Genomic DNA, 17,888 nt, shown 5'->3' on the forward strand with positions numbered 1-17,888 from the left:
AGAACACGACCATGAACGTGATCGACCTCGTGCGCCTGCCCGCGCGCTACAAGCCCTGGCGAGCGCGCCACCTGAGTCTGGTGTGGGACAGCGTGCGCGGCACCACGGCGCCCCAGCAGCCGCACGCCGTGCACCTGGCCGCCGCCATCGACTGGCTGTGCCGCGCGCAGGACGTGCGCGATGGCCACGCCGACGCCGGCGGCGTCTCCGCCGGCTGGAGCTTCGAAGACGGCTGGCTGCCCAGCTATCCCGAGACCACCGGCTACATCATCGAGACGATGCTCGCCGCAGCCAACGCGCTCGACCGCCCCGAGCTCGTCGCGCGCGCGCAGCGCATGATCGACTGGGAGCTCTCGATCCAGCTGCCCGATGGCGCCTTTCCGGGCCACTTCGGCGAGCCGGGCAGCCGGCCGGTGATCTTCAACACCGGGCAGATCATGCACGGGATGATCGCCGGCTACACGCAGCTGCGGCGCGACGAGTGCCTGGCGGCCGCCGTGCGCGCGGGCCACTGGCTGGCCGACCAGCAGGACGACGACGGATGCTGGCGCAGGTTCGAGCACCACGACACCCCGCACGTGTACAACACCCGCGCGACCTGGCCGCTGCTGGCCACCGGTCTGATCGCGAACGAGCCCCGTCTGGTGCAGGCGGCGCGCAGGAACCTCGACTGGGCGCTAACCCAACAGACCGCCAGCGGCTGGTTCGCCACCAACGCCTTCGTGCCATGGAAGTCGCCGTTCACGCACACCATCGCGTACGCCATCCGCGGCTTCCTCGAGTCGGGCGTGCTGCTCGGCGACGAGCGCTACCTGAACGCGGCGCTGAAGGCCGGGCGCGGCATCGCCGCCGTGCAGCGCGCCGACGGCTGGCTCGCCGGCACCTACCGCGACGGCTGGGTGGCCGATGCGTCGTACGCCTGCCTCACCGGCGTGGCACAGATGAGCCTCAATTGGACGCGTCTCGCACAGGCCACCGGCGCCGATGAACTGCGCACCAACGCCCGATCGGCGCTGGCGTACCTCAAGACGACGCACCGGCTCGATCACCCCGATCCGGCGGTACGCGGCGGCATTGCCGGTTCGGCGCCGATCTGGGGCGATTACTCGCGTTTCGAGTACCCCAACTGGGCGGCGAAGTTTTTCGCCGACGCGCTGATGATGGACATGCTCGACGTGTCGGTGCCACCGGTGCCCGCGTTGGCCGCAGTGCCGACGCGGCCTGCGCCCCATGGCTGACGCGGCCTCTGCGATGCCGGGCGAGGCTGCGCGTCTGAAGGTGCTCGTGCTGTGTGGCCGCAGCCCGCGGCACCTGTACGTGGCCAACGCGCTGTGCCGCGCGGGCGACGTGCAGGCCATCGTGCAGGAGACGGGTTCGGAGTTCTCGTGGAAGAAGCTGCTCAGGCAGCTGCGGCCCGACAACTTCTTGCGCAAGGGCTGGCGCTGGCTGCGCGACCGGCGGCGCTATACCGGCGGCGGCGAGGCGAAGTTTTTCTTCGGCGACCAGCCACCGCGGCTGGATCGGCCGGAGCTGGTGCGCGAGGTGCCGCACATCAACCACCCCGACGTGGTCGCCTTGGCGCGCGAGCTGCAGCCCGACTTGATCGCCGTTTTCGGCACCTCGCTGATCCGTGGCGAGCTGCTGACCATGGGACGGCTGGGCATCGCGAACCTGCACGGCGGTCTGTCGCCCGAGTACCGGGGTGCCGACTGCACGTTCTGGGCTTTGTACAACGGCGAGCCCGAGAAGGTGGGCTGCACACTGCACTGGATCGACGCCGGCATCGACACCGGCGGCCTCATTGCCCACGTGAGCCCCGAGGTGCGGCCCGATGACGATGAACTGCGGCTGTTCTGGCGGGCGGTTCAGACGAGCGCGCAGGTGTATGCCGAGTTGCTGCGCCGTCTGGCCGCTGGCGAACGCTTCGGGCAGGTACAGCCACACAAGGGGCATCTGTACCAGGTGAAGCAGCGTGGACTGAGGCATGAGCGAGTCGTCGACCGCCGGTTGGCGCAGGGGCTGCTGCGGGGGCTCGACCTCGGCGTGCGCGTACGCTGGTACCCGGCTGCCGGCAGCCGATCCTGAGGCACGATCCGTGTCGTGGTCGTGGAACCTGCTAGCTGCAGGCGTCATGCTGGTCTTGGGCGCAGCAGTGGCCGCGGTTCTGTTGGCGTGTCGTGGCGCGATCGGCCGCGCCTGCCGTGCGCCGGTGTTCCGACGACCGATCCTCGTGCTCGAAAGCGACGACTGGGGCGCGGGCCCGCTGCAGCAGGCGCAGGCGCTGCAGGACATCGCGGCCACCTTGGCCCGGCATCGAGACGGTGCAGGAAGGCATCCGGTGATGAGCCTGGCGCTGGTGCTGGCGGTGCCGGGCGGCCCAGCCATCGCGGCCAGCGGGGCCTACCGTCGCGTCGAGCTCGACGCATCGATGCTCGCGTCCGTCCTGGCAGCCCTGAAGGGCGGGGTGGCCCGCCACGTGTTCAGCTTGCAGTTGCACGGCCACGAGCACTTTTGGCCGCCCGCGCTCACCGCCAGCACCGACCCGGCAGTGGTGGGCTGGCTGCGGCAGGCACCGCCCGCGGTCACCGAGCAGTTGCCCTCGCACCTGCAGAGCCGCTGGGTCGATGCGTCGCGACTGCCATCGGCGCCGCTGCCGGCCGCCGACGTGCGTTCCGCCGTCGATGCCGAGGTGGCGGCGTACCGCCGCATCGTCGGCGAGGCACCGGCCGTCGTCGTGCCGCCCACCTTCGTCTGGACGCGTGACGTCGAACGCGCCTGGGCCGCGGCCGGCGTCGAGTTCGTCGTCACGCCGGGCTGGCGCTCGACGCAGCGCAACGCCAAGGGCCTGCCCGATGGTGACGAGGGCCCAATCGTCAACGGCGACCGTGCCGACGGGCTGACCTACCTCGTGCGCACCGACTACTTCGAGCCTGCCCGTGGGCGCGACGCTGCGTATGCGTTGCGCGCCCTGGCCAAGGCCGTGGCCGAGGGTCAGCCGTGCATTCTCGAGAACCACCGCGACAACTTCATCGTTGACGCCGAGCAATGCCGCCGCAGTCTGGAAGAACTCGATGCGCTGTGCACGGGTGCCCTGCGCCAGCATCCCGACCTGCGGTTCCTGTCGACTGTCGAACTGGGACGCATCCTGCGCAGTGGCGACCCGCAGTGGATCGTGCAGTCTTGGCGCGAGCGACTGCCCTTCTTCTGGCAGCGTCTGCGCCACAGCGGGCGGCTTTGGAAGCTGATGCGGCTCACCGGGCTGGCGGCGCTCGGCACCGTGCTGGTCGCGACACTCGGCCGTCAGACCGCTCCCTCCGCGGCTGGCACGGCCTCATGACGTCACCAGCCGCCGGATCAACTCCACCCGCCGCTGCGGCGTGAAACCGGCCAGAATGCGCTGGCGCCCCGCCTCGCCGAGCCGCTGAGCCAGCGCCGGATCCAGCAGCAGCTGCGCGAGGCCCGCTTCCACGGCTGCCACGCTCGCGCCGTCCACGCGCAGCCCGTTCAGCCCGTCCACCACCGCCGAGCCGGTGCCGCCCGCGATACCGGCCACCGCCGGCTTGGCACAGGCGTTGGCTTCGAGGTAGACGATGCCGAAGCCCTCGGTGTCGCCCTCGATGTCGCGGTTGGGCATGGCGAACACGTCGCAGGCGTTGTACCAGCGCGGCAGGTCGTCGGGCGGGACGTGGCCCAGCAGGTGCAACCGCTCCCGCACGCCGAGTTCGGTGGCGGTGCGCTCGAGGTAGTCCCAGTCCTCGCCGATGCCGACGATGGCGTGGTGCACGTCGACGCCGCGCGCCAGCAGCCCCGGCAGCGCACGCACGACCTGGTCGAAGCTCTTGCGACGCTGCAGCCGGCCGACCGACAGGATCAGCTTCTGCGCGGGCCCGAGGCCGATGCCCGCGCGCAGGTCGTCGCAAGGCAGGCCGGGGCGGAAACGTTCGGCGTCGACCACCGGGTAGGCCATGACGATCTTCTCGGACGGAACGCGGATCAGGGAGATCAGCGTGTCGCGTGTGAAATCGCTGTTGGCCAGCACCGCGTCGGCGTGGCGCAGGGCAAAACACATCGCCTGAAACTTGCGTCCGCGTCCCCAGCCGGTCAGCTCTTCCCCGTGTGCGAAGGTGATGACACGGCTGCGCGTCAGCCGCCCGACCGCCCACGCGACCATGCCCTCGGGCAGAGCACGACCCGCCAGGACTGCCGCGAAGCGGTGGGTGAGCGCCAGCCGCATCGAGGTGACGAACATGCGCGTGTACATCGCCAGCGACTCCGGCCGCATCCACTCGTAGCGCTGCAGGTTGAGCCGGTGGATGGTGTTCGGGTGGCCGAGGTCGAAGTCGGCGTCACCGGGGACGGCAGCCGTCACGACGTGCACCTCCCGCCCGCCGAGGCGTCGGCAGTCGTCCTCGAACATCACCGCAGTGCCGCCCTTGGTCGGCAGGTACAGCTCGGTGATCATCAGCAGCGGCAGCGGGGGGGGCATCTGCTCACGCACTGGCCGGCCCAGCAGCTGTGCATACAGCGCCTCGTAGCGGTCGGCCACCGCTCCGATCGCGTAGCGCGCCGTGGCGACCTCGCGGCCCTTCGCGCCCATCTGCGGCCCGGTGGGCCCCAGTACGCGGCGGATGGCCTGCGCCAGGCCAGCGACGTCGTCCGGCGGATACAGGTGACCGGTCACGCCGTCGTCGATCAGCTCGCGGCTGCCGCTGGCGCTGGCGGCCACGCAGGGCAGGCCCGCCGCCATCGCCTCCAGCACCACATTGGGCAGTCCCTCCTTGTACGAGGGCAGCACCAGTGCATCGGCGCACTGATAGTAGGGCGCCAGATCGGCGTGGTAGTCGTGCAACGCAAAGCGTCGCGGGTGCGCTTGCGCCAGCGCTGCCAGATGGGCGCGCAGACGTCCGTCGGGGTCGTCGCGTCCCTGCGGGCCCACGGCCAGCAAGAGCGCACCGGTGCCGAACGCGTCGTGCGCGACCCACTGCTCGGCCAGCCAGCGGATGTTCTTGCGCGGGTCGAGCACGCCGACGAACAGCACGATGGGCTGACCGGCGGGCAGACCCAGCCGTGCGCGCAGCACGGGCCGCTCGTTCTCGGGCACGGCGCGGAAGCGCTCCTCGTCGACACCGTTGGGCACGTGGTGGATGCGCTGCAGCGCGATGCCGCCGTTGCGAAACTCCTGCATCAAGTCGCGGCTGATGGCCACGCACGCGCTCACGCGGCGCAGCATGAAGCGGTGGATGGCGCCAACCAGCGAGCCGCGCAGGCCGAGCAAATCGTCCCTGGCGAGGCTCGCCTTGACGATGGACTTCAGCCCGAGCAGCCGTGCCAGCGGCCCGACGAACGCGTGCGTGTAGTAGGCGCCGTGGCTGTGCAGCACGTCGAAATCCCTGCGCCGCCGCCACACGTAGCGCGCCAGGTTGATCCACAGCCGGAACTCGCGGTGCTTGCGCAGTCGCCCGGGCTCCAGCCGCTGCACCGCAAAGCCGTCGACGACGGCCGTCTCGCTCAGGCCGGGCCAGCGGTTGGTCACGAACTCGACGTGGTGGCCGCGCTGGCGCAGTTCGCGCGCGAGCGTCAACGCCTGCAGCGCGGCGCCGCTGTACTCCGGCTCGAGGTAGGCCGTGTACATCAGCACCCGCACGGGTCGCGCGGCGTTCAGGTCGGCGGCAGGGGCGTGGGTCGGGTCAGGCACCGGAGGCGGGAATGATGAGGTCTTCGTGCGCATCGAGCCAGGCGCCCAGCACCACCAGCGCCCAGACGCGGAACATCAGCCGTTCGTCGCCCGCCACGTACTGCTGCGCGTAGCGCCGCACTTCGTCGGCGCGCATCAGGCCGCGCTCCAGCCACCTTCCGCGCATGACGTATCGGCGCACCAGCGCGTGGTCGTCTGCGGCCAGGAAGCGCTGCAGTGGGAAATTGAAACCGTGCTTGGGCAGGTCCCACAGCGGGCGCGGCACGTGCCGTGCGAGCAACGCACGCAACACCCGCTTCGATTCGGTGGGCGTGTGACGGTACTGCACGGGAAGTGCTCGCAGGAAGTCAAAGACAGCGCGGTCGCAGAACGGGTAGCGGATCGGCAGGCCCGTGATGCGCTCGCACTGGGTCAGCCGCTCGCTCGGCAGGCAGGCCATCACCGCACTGTAGCGCTCGACGTGCGCGTGACGCGGGAAGCGTTCGAACGTGCGATAGAACTGCGTGTGCTCGAGCGAGGCGGGCTCGCCGCAAAGCGCCTCGATCTCGCGGGCGGTGAAGCCCTTCCAGCGGATCATCGTCTCCGCGGGATGCTCGAAGTCCACGAGCGGCGTGTAGCCCGCCAGCGGCGGCACGCGCTGCAGCCAACGGGTCAGTGCCCGGCGCACGGCGGCCGGCAGCAGCGCCGCGTACGCCACGGCGATGCGCATGTGGCGCGGGGGGTAGAACCCGATCGCGTCCTCGACGCCCGAGCCGTCGAGCACGGTGTCGAAGCGCGTGCGGCAATGCTCGAACGACAGCAGCGTGGCGGGCGTGGCCGGGTCGGCCATCGGCTGGTCCATCTGCCGAACCAGCCGCTCGAAGGCGGCAACGTCGTCCGCATGCGAGAAGCGCAGCACCTGGTGCGTGAGCCCCAGGTGCGAGGCGATCTTCTGCGCCACCGGCGCTTCGTCGAAGGCGGCGCCTTCGAAGCCCACCGTCACCGCGGTCAAGTCGGCGCGCTGGCGGCCCGCGACGGCGCACAGCAGCGCCGAATCGACACCGCCGCTGAGGAATGCGGCCGGCGACTGCGATGCTTCCAGGCACTGGCCCACGCTGCGCTGCAGGTGCTGCTCGAGCGCGTCGACCGCATCGTCGAAGTCGACGACTGGTGTGGCCAGCGCTGCCGTCTCTTCACGCAACCCCGATTCGACGCCGCGCGCCGAACACCGCACCCATTGCCCCGGCTCCACCGCCTGCACCCCGGCATACCATGCATTCGGCGCGGCGATGTCGAGGAACCGCAGGTACTCGTGCAGCGCGTGGCGCGACGGCTCCAGCGGGCGCGGCGACACACGTCGTAGCCCGTCGAGGTCGGTGGCGAAGGCGAAGCGATCCGAGCCGATCTGGCGCAAGTACAGGTCCCGGAACCCCGATGGATCGCGATACAGGTACAGCTCGCCGCGATCGAGGATCGCCAGCGTGAACACCCCCTCCAGCCGCGTCGCCAGCGCCAGAGACCAGCGCTGCCAAGCACTTCGAACCAGCGACTCCAGCGGGGCGTCGCGATCGAGCGCGAGGCTGCGCCGCAGCGCATCAGCGTTCAGCAGGTGGCCGGCGAACCACGTTTCCGGCGCTTTGGCGTTGTCGGGGGAGGCTTGCGATCTGCCGACCGAGATGGCGGCGGCGAAACATTGAGGCGCTACCTGCATGGAGAGACACGTCGTCGGACCTGCGAAGTTCACGTCAACGGTAGGCGACGACGACCGACGCCGGCACATCGCGCGAGGGCGGCCAGAGCTTGCTGAAGTCCCCAGATGCCCCGGCGGCCGCTTGCACGGCAAGCCCTGCGTACAGCGTCAGCACGTTCAGGACCGACAGAAGGCCTCGCAGCCCCAGACGCGCGATCGCGCGCAGCAGCCAGCGGATGTTGAAGCCGGCTGCGCACAGCACGGCGTGCAGTGCGTCGCCGTCGCTGCCCTTCAGCCAGCAGCGGCTCATGCCGTGGTCGCTCTTGGTGTGGCCGATCGCTGGCTCGATGGCCTGACGGCGCCTGAGCCAGCTGCGCTGCTGCGCCGTGAGGGTCTTGCTCTTGCCGCGGTGGATGACGTCGACTGACACCGCGTCGTCGACACCGCGGTAGCCCAGGTCGACGATCGCCGCCTTGGGCTCGACGCCGAGGTCTTGCAGCAGGTTGCGCGTCTGCTCGAGCTGCTCGGCCAGCGTGTGGCCGTCGTACGGGTTGCCGGGGAAGGTCCTGGCACCGACCACCAAGCCGTGCCGGTGCGTGACCGCCAGGCTGACCTTGACGCCGAATTCGAACGGCTTGCGCGCACAAGCCTCAAGCCGCTGCACTCCACCTCGGGAGCGTGCAGGGCATACAGCTTGCCCTTGTCGTGCGGGCGCTGGCTGCGGATGCGCTCGGCGCGCTCGAGCCACGGCAGCAGGCGATCGCGCGCGGCGGGGTCGAGTTGGCCGAGCTTGCGCTGCACCTCGCGCAGCAAGCCGCCCAGGATCGTGCGCTGGCGCCGCAGCACCTTCTTCAGGCGCCGGAACTGCCGCGCGTGCGCGTAGCCGGCAGCGCGCCGCCGCAGCGTCTTGCCTTCGCGCTCGTGCGTGAGCTTCAACTTGATGCCCGCGCGCTTGGCCAGCCGGGCGATCTTGTCGCGCGCGACTTCCAGCAGCCGGCTGTCGGTGGGGTGAGCGGCGGCCTTCTCCTGCACGGTCGCCTCGACGATGACGCGCTCGAGCTCGGCCTTCCTGACCGCGCCCATCTCGACGGCCGCCTCGATCGTGGACTTCAGCAGCTGCTCCACGCCGGCTCCGCCGAGCACGCGCCGGAAACGCCCGAGCTGCGTGGCGTCGCACGGCAGCCGCGGCTCGTAGTAGGTCATGCCGCTGAAGAACTGCCACACGACGTTCTCGCTCCAGCGCGCGACGAGCTCCTCGTCGCTGAGGTTGAAGGCGTGCTTGAGGTACAGCAGCGACACCATCAGGCGCAGCGGCAGTCGCGGGCGCCCCGCATGGCTCACGCCCGCGCCGGCCAGTTGCACCGTCGCGCCGAACAGGTCCGCGCCCTCGACGAGCCGCCCGGCGCGATCACGGTGCGCGAATGCTGGCGCCAGCGCCGCTTCGATCTGCGCCCACGGCATGCGCGTGGCCAGCACCGCCAACGGGTGGCGCAGGTCGATCATCGTATCCAGGCGCGCGCGCAAGAAGCCGTCGGTGGCCATCGGCAGCAGTCCCAGAACTCCCAGAAACTGCGACCTATTGGATTCGTTGCCGGGAGTTCGCGCCATCGGCCTTCACCCCGCAAAGCCAGTGTTCATGCGGGGTGCGGGGGTTTTGCAGGGCCGACGCTGTCGCGTTGCCCACCGCGCAGGCCTTCGCCCACAAGCTCCACAGCCTCCCACCACCATCTACATGAACCTGGAACTCAACGAAGACCAGGTTCTATCGGGCCGACAAAAATTCTGACGCGGGGGGGTTGTCTTTAAGCGTCTCACAGCATCTTGAGCATGATCTCGGCCTGTTCTTTCTGCATCCTTATCTGCTGCAATCCGTTCGCGTTCGCTGCGGAGTGCTTCAGGACATAGTCAAATTCACCGATTGCGCTCTGAAGATTGAACCGCTTTTCGCTCTTGTCTGAGGAGAAAAGTTTGGCCCTGTTCATGAAATTGAGTCCCCAGCAATAGTGGTTTAATCCGACTAGGCCGGGATATCTTTTGTTTAACGTATTTTTCTGCTCCGGCGTGCCGCGGAGGTGAACTTTGCATTCCTCTGGCAGTAGTAGCATCTCCTGATCTGATGGCGAGAAGGGGAGTCTCGGTTGCGACCATGCTGGTGCGAATGCCAGAAAAAAAAGGCCAAGAAATACTGCACTGATTACGTATCGAATCATGACAGAGCGCCCATTCGACTGGCTACAAGTGTCGTTTGCGAATTGCTAAATCCTTCGAGAAAGAGCGATGTCTCGCAGGAGACCGGCCCCCAGCCTGCCTTGGCCAATGGGCGACAACGCCAATAGCGTCACAACCTCCCTCAGGGCTGCAAGACGTTGTCCTTCACGGTAGCGCCACTTGGCAAAGTCGGCGTGTACACCCGCCATGCACTTGCGCCAGTAAGCACCTTGCATTCCCGCGGGCAGCAGATGCCGGTTCTTCTTCATTACCTGCACACTGGCCTTCTTCATGACTTCCAGATTGCGGCTCATGCTATCTGGACGCTTCAAAATGACGACCAGCGGCTCATCAATGCAGGCATAGCCCGTGACCGCAGCGAGGCGCATCCACATGTCCACGTCCTCCAGGCTTCGAAGCGATTCGTCGAAGCCCCCGACCCGATCAAGGAGTTCGCGGCGTGCCATGACGGCCGATCCACTTCCGGCCACATCGCCGTTGGCACCGAAGAGGCGCGGCAAGAAGGGGCCGCTGCAGGGCGTGCACGACCACATGTTCAACAGCCGCCCATCGCTGCCCTCGACCCGTGCAGTCGTCGAAACAAAGCCGATCTCAGGTCGTGACTGCAGCAGGTCAACCTGGCGCTGGAGCTTTGTGGGCATCCACCAATCGTCGGCATCCAGAAAAGCGACGAACCGCCCGCGCGACTCGCGGATGCCCGCATTGCGTGCACTCGAAAGCCCACGGTTGGACTGGCGGATGACGCGGACACTCCTGCCGTACGAGGACAACACGGCAAACGTGTCGTCCGTGCTCCCATCATCCACCGCCAGCAGCTCGAAGTCCCTGAACGACTGAGCCAGGACGCTGTCGATAGCCTTGCGGACACACCACGCCGCGTTGTAGGCGGGAACGACGACGCTGACGGCGGGCGATTGCATCTCAAGCGTCATAGCCTAGCTCGCGCATCAGCGGCGCAATCATGGGCAGGATGCGCTCGATGGCCGCGGGGTTGTGTTCTTTCCACTTTTGCTGCTTCGGTTTGCCGCTGACCACGCTTGTCGGCTGAAGGTTGGCGCACCGTGCTCGCATGTCGGCCGTGAAAGGAAGGCCGAGCTGCTCGAAGGTCTCGCGGAACATTTCAACCGGGCGCTTGAAGATGTCCTCGTATCGCAAATGGACCCACTGCTCGGGGGGAATGCTCTTCTTTGCGTCCAACGCCATGCGGTTCGCCGACAGCCACTGGAAAGCACACGCCTCCTCTAGGCTGGCGTGGTTGTACTCTCGCCAACCCGGAGCGAGAAAGAACGACCATTCCTTGAACTCCCCACCATTGATCGCTACCGGCTCGGGAAACGGGCCGAAGAACTGCGATAGCTCGAAGCGCCCGTCGCTGCGCCCAACGCGCCAGCCGTCCATCATCGAGCTGATGTTGTCGCGCCCGTCGCGCTGGATGAAGACGAACTTGGCATTCGGGAACAGCTTGTGAAGGTAGGGTATCCGCATCACGTTGATGCAAGTCTTGTCGAGCACCCAACCGCTACCGAGGCGCGTGTAGAAGTACCGCAGTGCGGCGCGCCGATGTTCTGGCCGTGCATCTTCGGCGCCAGCGGCTTCAGAAACCCAGCCGTTGGTCAACGGCCCATACAAGCTGTTCCAGAACTGCGGTATCTCCCAGCCAAAATATAAGAAAAAGCCGGAGGCGGCGAGCGTCTCGTATGTCACCGTGGTGCCGGAGCGCGAGCAGCCGACGACAAAAACTGGGTCGGGCACGGCTGGCTGGCTGATATCCCACAGCCAGCCACGGAGCTCCCAGCGGAGTTCGCGGAGATTTTTTGCGCGGATCTCCGGATCCAGAAGCTTGTGTAGGTTTCGTAAGCGAGCCACGATTCCGCCTACTCGGGCTGCCTGTAGGCTGCTAACCTAGCGGCGGCGTGGCGGCGCAGCCGCCAGTGGCCCACCAATTCCCCCAGCGCAGCGGCCGAACGCACCAAATAGAAGCGGCGCCGTGCCGAGCTCAGAGATATGCCGGCCTTAATGCCGTATTCCGCGAGTTTGCGAAAAATGTACCTTGGTACAGGGCCTCTTGCGTTCTCCGAATCAAGCCCGACGGTCGACTCCGTGCGCTTGTAGGCCTTCTTCATCAAGTAGGGCAGCGTCAGGCGGCTAGGATCGACGTAGTGGTACTGCACCATGTCCGGCACATAACGCAGCCGCGCCCCCGAGCGCAACGCGCGCAGCACCCAGTCTAGGTCTTCCGCGCCGCCCAGATCGTGACCCATAGGACCCATGTCGGTGGCGAACGGCCCCACCTTCGCAAGCCAAGGCGCGCGCGCCGCAAGATTACCGCCACCCGGTATTGCAATGGTGGGCGTCAGCTCACGGCTCGCGTCGCCCTGATCGAAGCGCGGTACGGGTAGTGGGTAAATGCGGTATGGCCCATCGTCATGCACCCAGCCGGGCTCGCTGCCGTCCCAGTCCGGAAAGATGCGGCCGCAGAGCAGGTCGGCCTCCGGGTACGAATCAGCTGCATGGCAGACAGCGGCTAGATAGCCGGAATCCACGCGGTGATCGTCATCGACGAACGCCACGATGTCGCCGTTGATGAGCGGCATGGCGGTATTGAGAGCGTTCGACTTGCCTGGCGCTGGCTCCATCAACCATGCCAGTGGCAATTGCCCTCGCTCGTGCGCATGCCGACAATAGTCGTCCAGCATCCTATGCGTGCCATCACGGCACGCGTTAGCCACCACCAGGAGGTCAACCGCCCATCGCATAGGCCGCTCCGCCGCGTTCAACGAAGCAAGCACCTTCGCGAGCAGTTGCTCACGATTGTGTGTGCAAATCAGTACGGTCAGTCGGGCCATTTCACTCTGAGCCACGCCGCGCGCCGAAAGCCCAGCCATGTATCTGGCCGTAGAAGTACGCCACATTCATCTCCTTTCTCACCGTCGCGTCAGGGCCCTGTTCCCATCGCTGAGCTACGACCGCTGCGATGGCACGTAGCAGTTGCCCAAAGATGTAGCGCGGCGGAATGCGAGATGCATCGCCACGCTTGCGTATTGCCTCCATCCGGCCCATTCGGTAGTGCAGGTCGTAGAAGTAGCGCTTGGTCAATTTCACGGCTTGGATTCGGTGGTAGATCATCGCCTCCGGCGTCCACCAGACCTTCAATCCAGCATTGAGCAGTCGCCGATAGAAGTCGACTTCCTCGCCGCCCGTGTTGTCGCGCCCCTTGCGGCCAAGCATCGAGTCGAAACCACCCACCTGCTCGCACACGCTGCGACGGAACCCGAAATTGCCGCCGTAGAACGGCGTGTCGGGGTCGGTCAGCGGCCCAACGCGCTCGAAGCGGTTCAACTCTCCCAGAAAGCCAAGCAACTCATCGCGCAGCCAAGCGGGCCTATCGTCCTCGAACATCACGATCTGGCGGCCACCGAACGCATCGGGTTCGTGGGCGTCGATCAGTCGCTCGTAGGCGCAGAGCCAGTCGCTATCGAGCGTCTCGTCGTCGTCCATAAAGAGGATGTACTCGCCGCGCGCGTCGGCAACGGCCCGATTCCGTGCATGAGACAAGCCGAGCTTCTCTTCTCGGACGACGCGCACCTGCCAGGCCGCGGGCCAGGCATGCCGAGCCAGCAGCTCCGGCGTGGCGTCCCGGCTCCCGTTGTCGACGATCAACACCTCCCAGGGCTGCTGCGGGGGTCTCAGCACGGACAGGTCCACCAGCGTGCGTGCCAACCGGTCTGCGTGGTTGTGCGTGCACATTGCCAGGGTGTAGCGTACGCTCATGGCTATCGCCCCGTGAGGCGGCTTCTCACGCGCCCCAGGTAATAGGCCGCGACTTGGGCGAGGCCGCCGTCGTTGGTGCCGAAGCGGATCTTGCGTAGCAGCATCGGGGGCGTGTCGGTGCCGTAGACGTCGATGCGCCGAATGCGCATGCGGTTCACGTCGCGCCGATTGAAGCCCGATTGGGTGGAGAACGCCGCCCGGTACCCAGCGGCCCGTGTTGCGGCCTCGACTCGATCGTCGACGTGACCGAACGGGTAGGCCAAGTAGGCCACGTCATGGCCCAGCAGCTCCGACAGGTGGGCACGGGAGCCCCGTAACTGGTCGGCAAGCTCGTCCGCTTCCAGAGTCGGCAAGCTGGCGTGGCTGCGCGTGTGCGAATGGAAGCTGACGCCGCGCTGCTGCATGTCGCGGATCTCTTCAGCGTCGAGCAGGGGGTAGGTAACGCCGGCAGGGTTGGCTGATCGCGTCCAGACGTCCTGCTGTCCGATCAGGTCGCTGACCAGGAACACCGTGAACGGCCATGCGAGCCGTTCCATCACCGGCAGCGCATGCTCGCGCACGCCGCGAAAGCCATCGTCGAAAGTCACGACGATGGCGTTGGCGGGCAGTGCTGGCCCGCCCTCGAGCCAGCTGACCAAGGCATCGGCACCGACCGCCTTAAAGCCCGCGCCGGCAAGCGCTTGCATGTGGGCTGCGAAGGTATCGGCGGCAATGGCGTAGCGTGCCTCCCAAGCGTTGCGGGCGGTACCAACGCGGTGGTACATCAGCACCGGCACGCGATCCGAAGTGTCGGCCATCGCTGCGTCAGGTCTGGGCCTCGGCGCCGGGGATCGGGACCATGTGCGGCCGGAGATGCGCGTCGAGCAGCTCCAGCGCTCGGGCATCGACGCGGGTGTCGAGCTTCAGTGCGAAGGGCGCGTCGCTTTGCAGCACCTGCGGGATCTCGTCGGCCGTGATCACGGCAACGCTGGAGGCATGCGCCTCCCGGGGCCATTTGATGAATCGCTGCACGTCATTGGCGATCTTCAGTTCCGGTGCATTCGCCAAGATGGTCGTGAAGAAGCTTTCGTCAGGTATCAGACTGGAGCGCATCCAGGACTGGTAGCGCGGGTTGTCGTCGACGAAGCGGATCAGATGCAGCAGGGCATCGCGAGTGATGTTCAGCATCTGCCGCCCCCCCTGCAACTTCAACCCTGCGGCGCCTGGCACGGGAAACCTACGGATGCCGAAGAGGGTCTTCAGCCCCCGTGGCCGAGGTGCAATGCGTACAAATGGCTGATGCGCATTCAGCCATACACGGCTGCGTTGAAGGACGGTTCGCAGTGGTGCTGGCACGCGATGCCAGTATCTGAACTTGGGCAGCTTGACGTAGCGAAACTGGAATCGGGTCGTCGCAGTGCCGGGCGGCCAGTGACCAAGATCGTCGGCGTCGAAGTGATACACAAATCCGTCCACGCCACTTGCCGCTAGCATGGCCTCGAAGTCTCGCAGCGGGCGGATGGGATAGCTCAGGCCCGTGAGCGTGACCACCCAATCGAACTGAAGATGCTGGGTGCTCCAGCGAAACGCGTGAAGGTACTGTTCGACCAGGGAGAAGTCGCCCCACTCGCCGCGGACCGGCTCAGGCACCACGTGCACGCGCCACGCTGGCGAAAACAGACCTGGGTCCAGCGGCGCGACTTGGGGGTCGTGGTGAACGGCAATCTCGGCATCCGGGCTGAGTCGGCGGATTGCCAGCGCCAAGCGCGCCAACTGTGGCTGGTGATCGTGCGAGAAGACGAGATAGAGGACCTTCATGCCGATGAGTTTCGGTTTGCGCTGTCATCGCCGCGGTCGCGCACGGCGATCAGCCGAGCGTACAAGGGGGCGGGCAGGCAGGCGCTGGCCACATGCGGGATGTCTCGCCAAGAAAAGCTGCGGGCTCGCGCAACGTGCCGGAACAGATGCTGCGCGGACGCTAGGTCGCGCTTCCATACGGCGCGGTACGCCTGACGCAACACCTGTCCCTCCGTCAGGTCTAGGAGCCGCTCCTTGGACATGTGCGCCACGAGTTCCGGGTTGCTGCTGATGAAGGAGCGCTGCGCTTCCAGCGCATCGAGCACTTGTCGCCACTTCACCGCTGAGACCTGACCTGCGCCATGCCAGCGATAGAAGGCTAGCACCGCCGGCACCCTGACCATGCGGCGCGTCAGCGCCAAGGCCCGCAGCCAGAAGTCGTAGTCCATCGACGCGAAGCGCCGCTCGGAGAAGCCGCCGAGGCGCTCGACGACCGAGCGCTGCACCAACGCCGCGTGGATCGGCCAAGGGCAGGTGCGGATGAAGTGCGCTACCGGGTCATCGGCCTCGTAGGCCGGAGGCACATAGGGTGCCGAGTGGATCCCTTCACCGACGTTCTGCCAGCCGCAGTACGCAATGTCTGCCTTGGCGACGGTCATCGCGTCGTACAGCTGCTGCAGCGCGCTAGGATCCCACCAGTCATCTGCGTCGAGGAAGGCGACCATTTCCCCCCGCACGTGCCTCAACGCGAGATTGCGTGCAGGGTAGGGCCCGACACGCTCGGCACGCAGCCTTGTGATCCGGCCGGGATGCTTGGTCGCCAGCCGAGCCGCCACGTCCGCCGAGCCATCGGTGGAGCCGTCGTCAACGAGGACGACCTCGACCTCACCGTAGGTCTGCCCCAAGGCGGACTCGAGCGCTTGCTCCAGATAGCGGGCGGCGTTGAAGCACGGCATGACCACGGAGATGAGTGGCCGTGCGGTGTGCGCTTCGCTCGACAACGGGTTCATGGGCTCAACTCGTCACGGATTACTTCCAGCCACGCGCGCCCCCATTTCTGGTCGGGTTCGACGTAGTTGCCCTCGGCCCACTCGTTCCAGGCCTTGAGGAAAACGATGCGCTCCTGCGGCGGATGCTCTGCCACGCGCACGATCGCCTCCCGCAGCAGGCCGCGGAACTTCTCGGGCGTGGCGTCGTGAAACACAAGCCCGCGCATCCCACTGCGCGGCGTGTTGTCCCAGTTGGGCAGCACTAGGGGGTAGTCGCGCCATTCCGGCCTGTTTGAACGCAGCAGGCTGGGCAGAATCTCTTCGTAGTCCCAGATCGTCAGCTCATGCTTGTTGCCCTCCAGCGCCAGCTTGAGCTTGGTTAAAAGATAGCGGCGTGGGATGCGCCCGTCCCGCTTGGGCAGCGCCTGCATCGTGGAGGCGTCGAGGCCGCGCGAGCGGGGGTCCCACTTCTCGTCGCGATGCGAGACGCCAATGAGGTGCAGACCCGGCAGCCCGGCCCGGGCCGCACGCTCGCGCCAGAAGTCTGTCACCTTAAGCACTTCGGGTATGTCGTCGGGCTTGTAGATGACGAAGATCGGCTTGCCCTCGACGGTCAGGTATCTCGGGTCGGTGAAGGCCTGCAGCAGCCAGTCGAAATGGGCGGCGTGGTCGTCGAAGCCCGGGTAGACCTGCTCGATCAGCGTGTCGGTGGTGCCCTGCCACGCAGTGTTCCAACTGTGGTTGGCCCAACACAGGCAGAACGGGAAATCGGGTTCCCGCAGCCGCAGGATCTCGTCGACGGGGCGCTCAAGCATGCGACGGCCGCCGAACCAGTAGTGGTAGTAGCAAAAGCCCTCGACGCCGTACTCCCGCGCCAGATCGGCCTGCGCCTGCCGTGCCTCGGGCAGCCGCAGGTCGTAGAAGCCCAGGTCGGCCGGGACATGCGGTTGGTAGTGCCCCGGAAAGAGCGGCTGCGCCTTTGCGACGTTGGTCCACTCGGTGAAGCCCTTGCCCCACCACGCGTCGTTCTCCGGGGTCGGATGAAATTGAGGCAGGTGAAACGCGATCAACCGCGCTCGCCGGGTCAGAGGGGTCATTTCTTTGCAAACCGGTATTTCAACGCGGAGCGCGCCGGCAATTCAATCCAGTGATAGGTCAGGAACGCCAAACCCAGCGAAAGCGATGTCAGGACCATGACCTTCAGGGCGTAGACGTTTACCGGGCTGTAAAGGCTGGCCAGCCCGCTGAACAGGTGGTCTCCGTACATCCAGTAGAGACGATAGAAAATCCAGTGGGTCATGTATAGCGAGTATGACAAAGTTCCCAGAAGCATTAGAGGCGACTTTGAAAGAAGCCGAGATAATGGTCCAGTGCCTTCAGCCGTTGCCAAAATCAAGCAAGCCAGCGCCGCGATGATGATTGACTGGCTCCAATTCAAATGGAGGGCGACTGCTGCGAGCACTGCAGCTGCTATCTGCATCGTTGAAATGACCATCGAAAGTCGGTCACGGTACCGCTGCCAAAGCTGATGCAGGAGGATGCCGGCTACAAAACCAGCAAGGCACCGAAGCAGGGGCTGTTGCTCGCCAATGTCACGATAGTTGACAAATGTGTGGGCGTAGATGGCAGCCGCCGCGAAAGAGAGCGCTGTGATTGCAATGACCTTCTGGGGTCCTTCGTCATTTCGTGTGGAACACAACACTCACAATGCTCCCCTGGTTGTTGAGCCCGGTGGGCATGTGTGCAGGCCGCTTGTCGG

General features: G+C 66.4%; 15 protein-coding genes and 1 pseudogene. 3 read left to right on the forward strand and 13 right to left on the reverse strand.

Going from position 1 to position 17,888, the window contains the following annotated elements; genetic code table 11:
• The first annotated feature begins 11 nt into the window (after positions 1–11).
• The 3 genes from MOJ79_RS14930 to MOJ79_RS14940 are packed head-to-tail and all read left to right on the forward strand — an operon-like array spanning position 12 to position 3,337.
• Positions 12–1,238, forward strand: a complete 1,227-nt coding sequence (locus MOJ79_RS14930) for a prenyltransferase/squalene oxidase repeat-containing protein (RefSeq protein ID WP_241924865.1) — start codon at positions 12–14, stop codon at positions 1,236–1,238.
• The gene (locus MOJ79_RS14935; RefSeq protein ID WP_241924866.1) at positions 1,231–2,085 is read left to right on the forward strand and encodes a formyl transferase; all 855 of its coding nucleotides are present in this window, start codon (positions 1,231–1,233) and stop codon (positions 2,083–2,085) included. The genes MOJ79_RS14930 and MOJ79_RS14935 overlap by 8 nt, the downstream gene beginning before the upstream one ends.
• A 46-nt stretch (positions 2,086–2,131) precedes the next feature.
• Positions 2,132–3,337, forward strand: coding sequence for a hypothetical protein (locus MOJ79_RS14940; protein ID WP_241924867.1), 1,206 nt, complete (start codon positions 2,132–2,134; stop codon positions 3,335–3,337).
• On the opposite strand, the gene MOJ79_RS14945 is transcribed toward MOJ79_RS14940, so the two are convergent.
• The 13 genes and pseudogenes from MOJ79_RS14945 to MOJ79_RS15005 form a co-directional block, all read right to left on the reverse strand.
• Positions 3,332–5,695 carry a glycosyltransferase family 4 protein gene (locus MOJ79_RS14945; RefSeq protein WP_241924868.1) on the reverse strand — a complete coding sequence of 788 codons (2,364 nt, stop codon included), beginning with the start codon at positions 5,693–5,695 and terminating at the stop codon, positions 3,332–3,334. The two genes, MOJ79_RS14940 and MOJ79_RS14945, sit on opposite strands and share 6 nt — an antisense overlap.
• On the reverse strand, positions 5,688–7,385 hold the full coding sequence (locus MOJ79_RS14950) for an asparagine synthetase B family protein (RefSeq protein ID WP_241924869.1): 1,698 nt from the start codon (positions 7,383–7,385) through the stop codon (positions 5,688–5,690). Before MOJ79_RS14950 ends, MOJ79_RS14945 begins: the two co-directional genes overlap by 8 nt.
• 34 nt (positions 7,386–7,419) lie before the next feature.
• Positions 7,420–8,912 (reverse strand): annotated as a pseudogene (locus MOJ79_RS14955) (IS5 family transposase).
• A gap of 263 nt (positions 8,913–9,175) precedes the next feature.
• Complete coding sequence (locus tag MOJ79_RS14960; RefSeq protein ID WP_241924870.1) at positions 9,176–9,574, reverse strand: hypothetical protein; 399 nt, start codon at positions 9,572–9,574, stop codon at positions 9,176–9,178.
• A 45-nt stretch (positions 9,575–9,619) separates the two neighbouring features.
• The gene (locus tag MOJ79_RS14965) at positions 9,620–10,513 is read right to left on the reverse strand and encodes a glycosyltransferase family 2 protein (RefSeq protein WP_241924871.1); all 894 of its coding nucleotides are present in this window, start codon (positions 10,511–10,513) and stop codon (positions 9,620–9,622) included.
• A gap of 1 nt (position 10,514) precedes the next feature.
• Positions 10,515–11,459: a sulfotransferase family protein gene (locus tag MOJ79_RS14970; protein ID WP_241924872.1), complete on the reverse strand. Its 945-nt coding sequence runs from the start codon at positions 11,457–11,459 to the stop codon at positions 10,515–10,517.
• A gap of 8 nt (positions 11,460–11,467) precedes the next feature.
• Positions 11,468–12,439: a glycosyltransferase gene (locus MOJ79_RS14975; protein ID WP_241924873.1), complete on the reverse strand. Its 972-nt coding sequence runs from the start codon at positions 12,437–12,439 to the stop codon at positions 11,468–11,470.
• A 1-nt stretch (position 12,440) separates the two neighbouring features.
• Entirely contained in the window at positions 12,441–13,364 is a 924-nt protein-coding gene (locus MOJ79_RS14980; protein WP_241924874.1) for a glycosyltransferase family 2 protein, read from the reverse strand.
• A gap of 2 nt (positions 13,365–13,366) precedes the next feature.
• Positions 13,367–14,161: a polysaccharide deacetylase family protein gene (locus MOJ79_RS14985; protein WP_241924875.1), complete on the reverse strand. Its 795-nt coding sequence runs from the start codon at positions 14,159–14,161 to the stop codon at positions 13,367–13,369.
• Between the two features lie 7 nt (positions 14,162–14,168).
• Positions 14,169–15,161 carry a beta-1,6-N-acetylglucosaminyltransferase gene (locus MOJ79_RS14990; protein WP_241924876.1) on the reverse strand — a complete coding sequence of 331 codons (993 nt, stop codon included), beginning with the start codon at positions 15,159–15,161 and terminating at the stop codon, positions 14,169–14,171.
• The gene (locus MOJ79_RS14995; RefSeq protein WP_241924877.1) at positions 15,158–16,150 is read right to left on the reverse strand and encodes a glycosyltransferase family 2 protein; all 993 of its coding nucleotides are present in this window, start codon (positions 16,148–16,150) and stop codon (positions 15,158–15,160) included. The genes MOJ79_RS14990 and MOJ79_RS14995 overlap by 4 nt, the downstream gene beginning before the upstream one ends.
• Positions 16,147–17,226, reverse strand: a complete 1,080-nt coding sequence (locus tag MOJ79_RS15000) for a glycosyltransferase WbsX family protein (protein ID WP_241924878.1) — start codon at positions 17,224–17,226, stop codon at positions 16,147–16,149. The genes MOJ79_RS14995 and MOJ79_RS15000 overlap by 4 nt, the downstream gene beginning before the upstream one ends.
• Positions 17,223–17,831 carry an acyltransferase family protein gene (locus tag MOJ79_RS15005; protein WP_241924879.1) on the reverse strand — a complete coding sequence of 203 codons (609 nt, stop codon included), beginning with the start codon at positions 17,829–17,831 and terminating at the stop codon, positions 17,223–17,225. The genes MOJ79_RS15000 and MOJ79_RS15005 overlap by 4 nt, the downstream gene beginning before the upstream one ends.
• Positions 17,832–17,888 lie beyond the last annotated feature (57 nt).

The organism is Calidifontimicrobium sp. SYSU G02091 (assembly GCF_022631395.1).
In the GTDB taxonomy this organism is placed as follows: Bacteria; Pseudomonadota; Gammaproteobacteria; order Burkholderiales; family Burkholderiaceae_C; genus Calidifontimicrobium; species Calidifontimicrobium sediminis.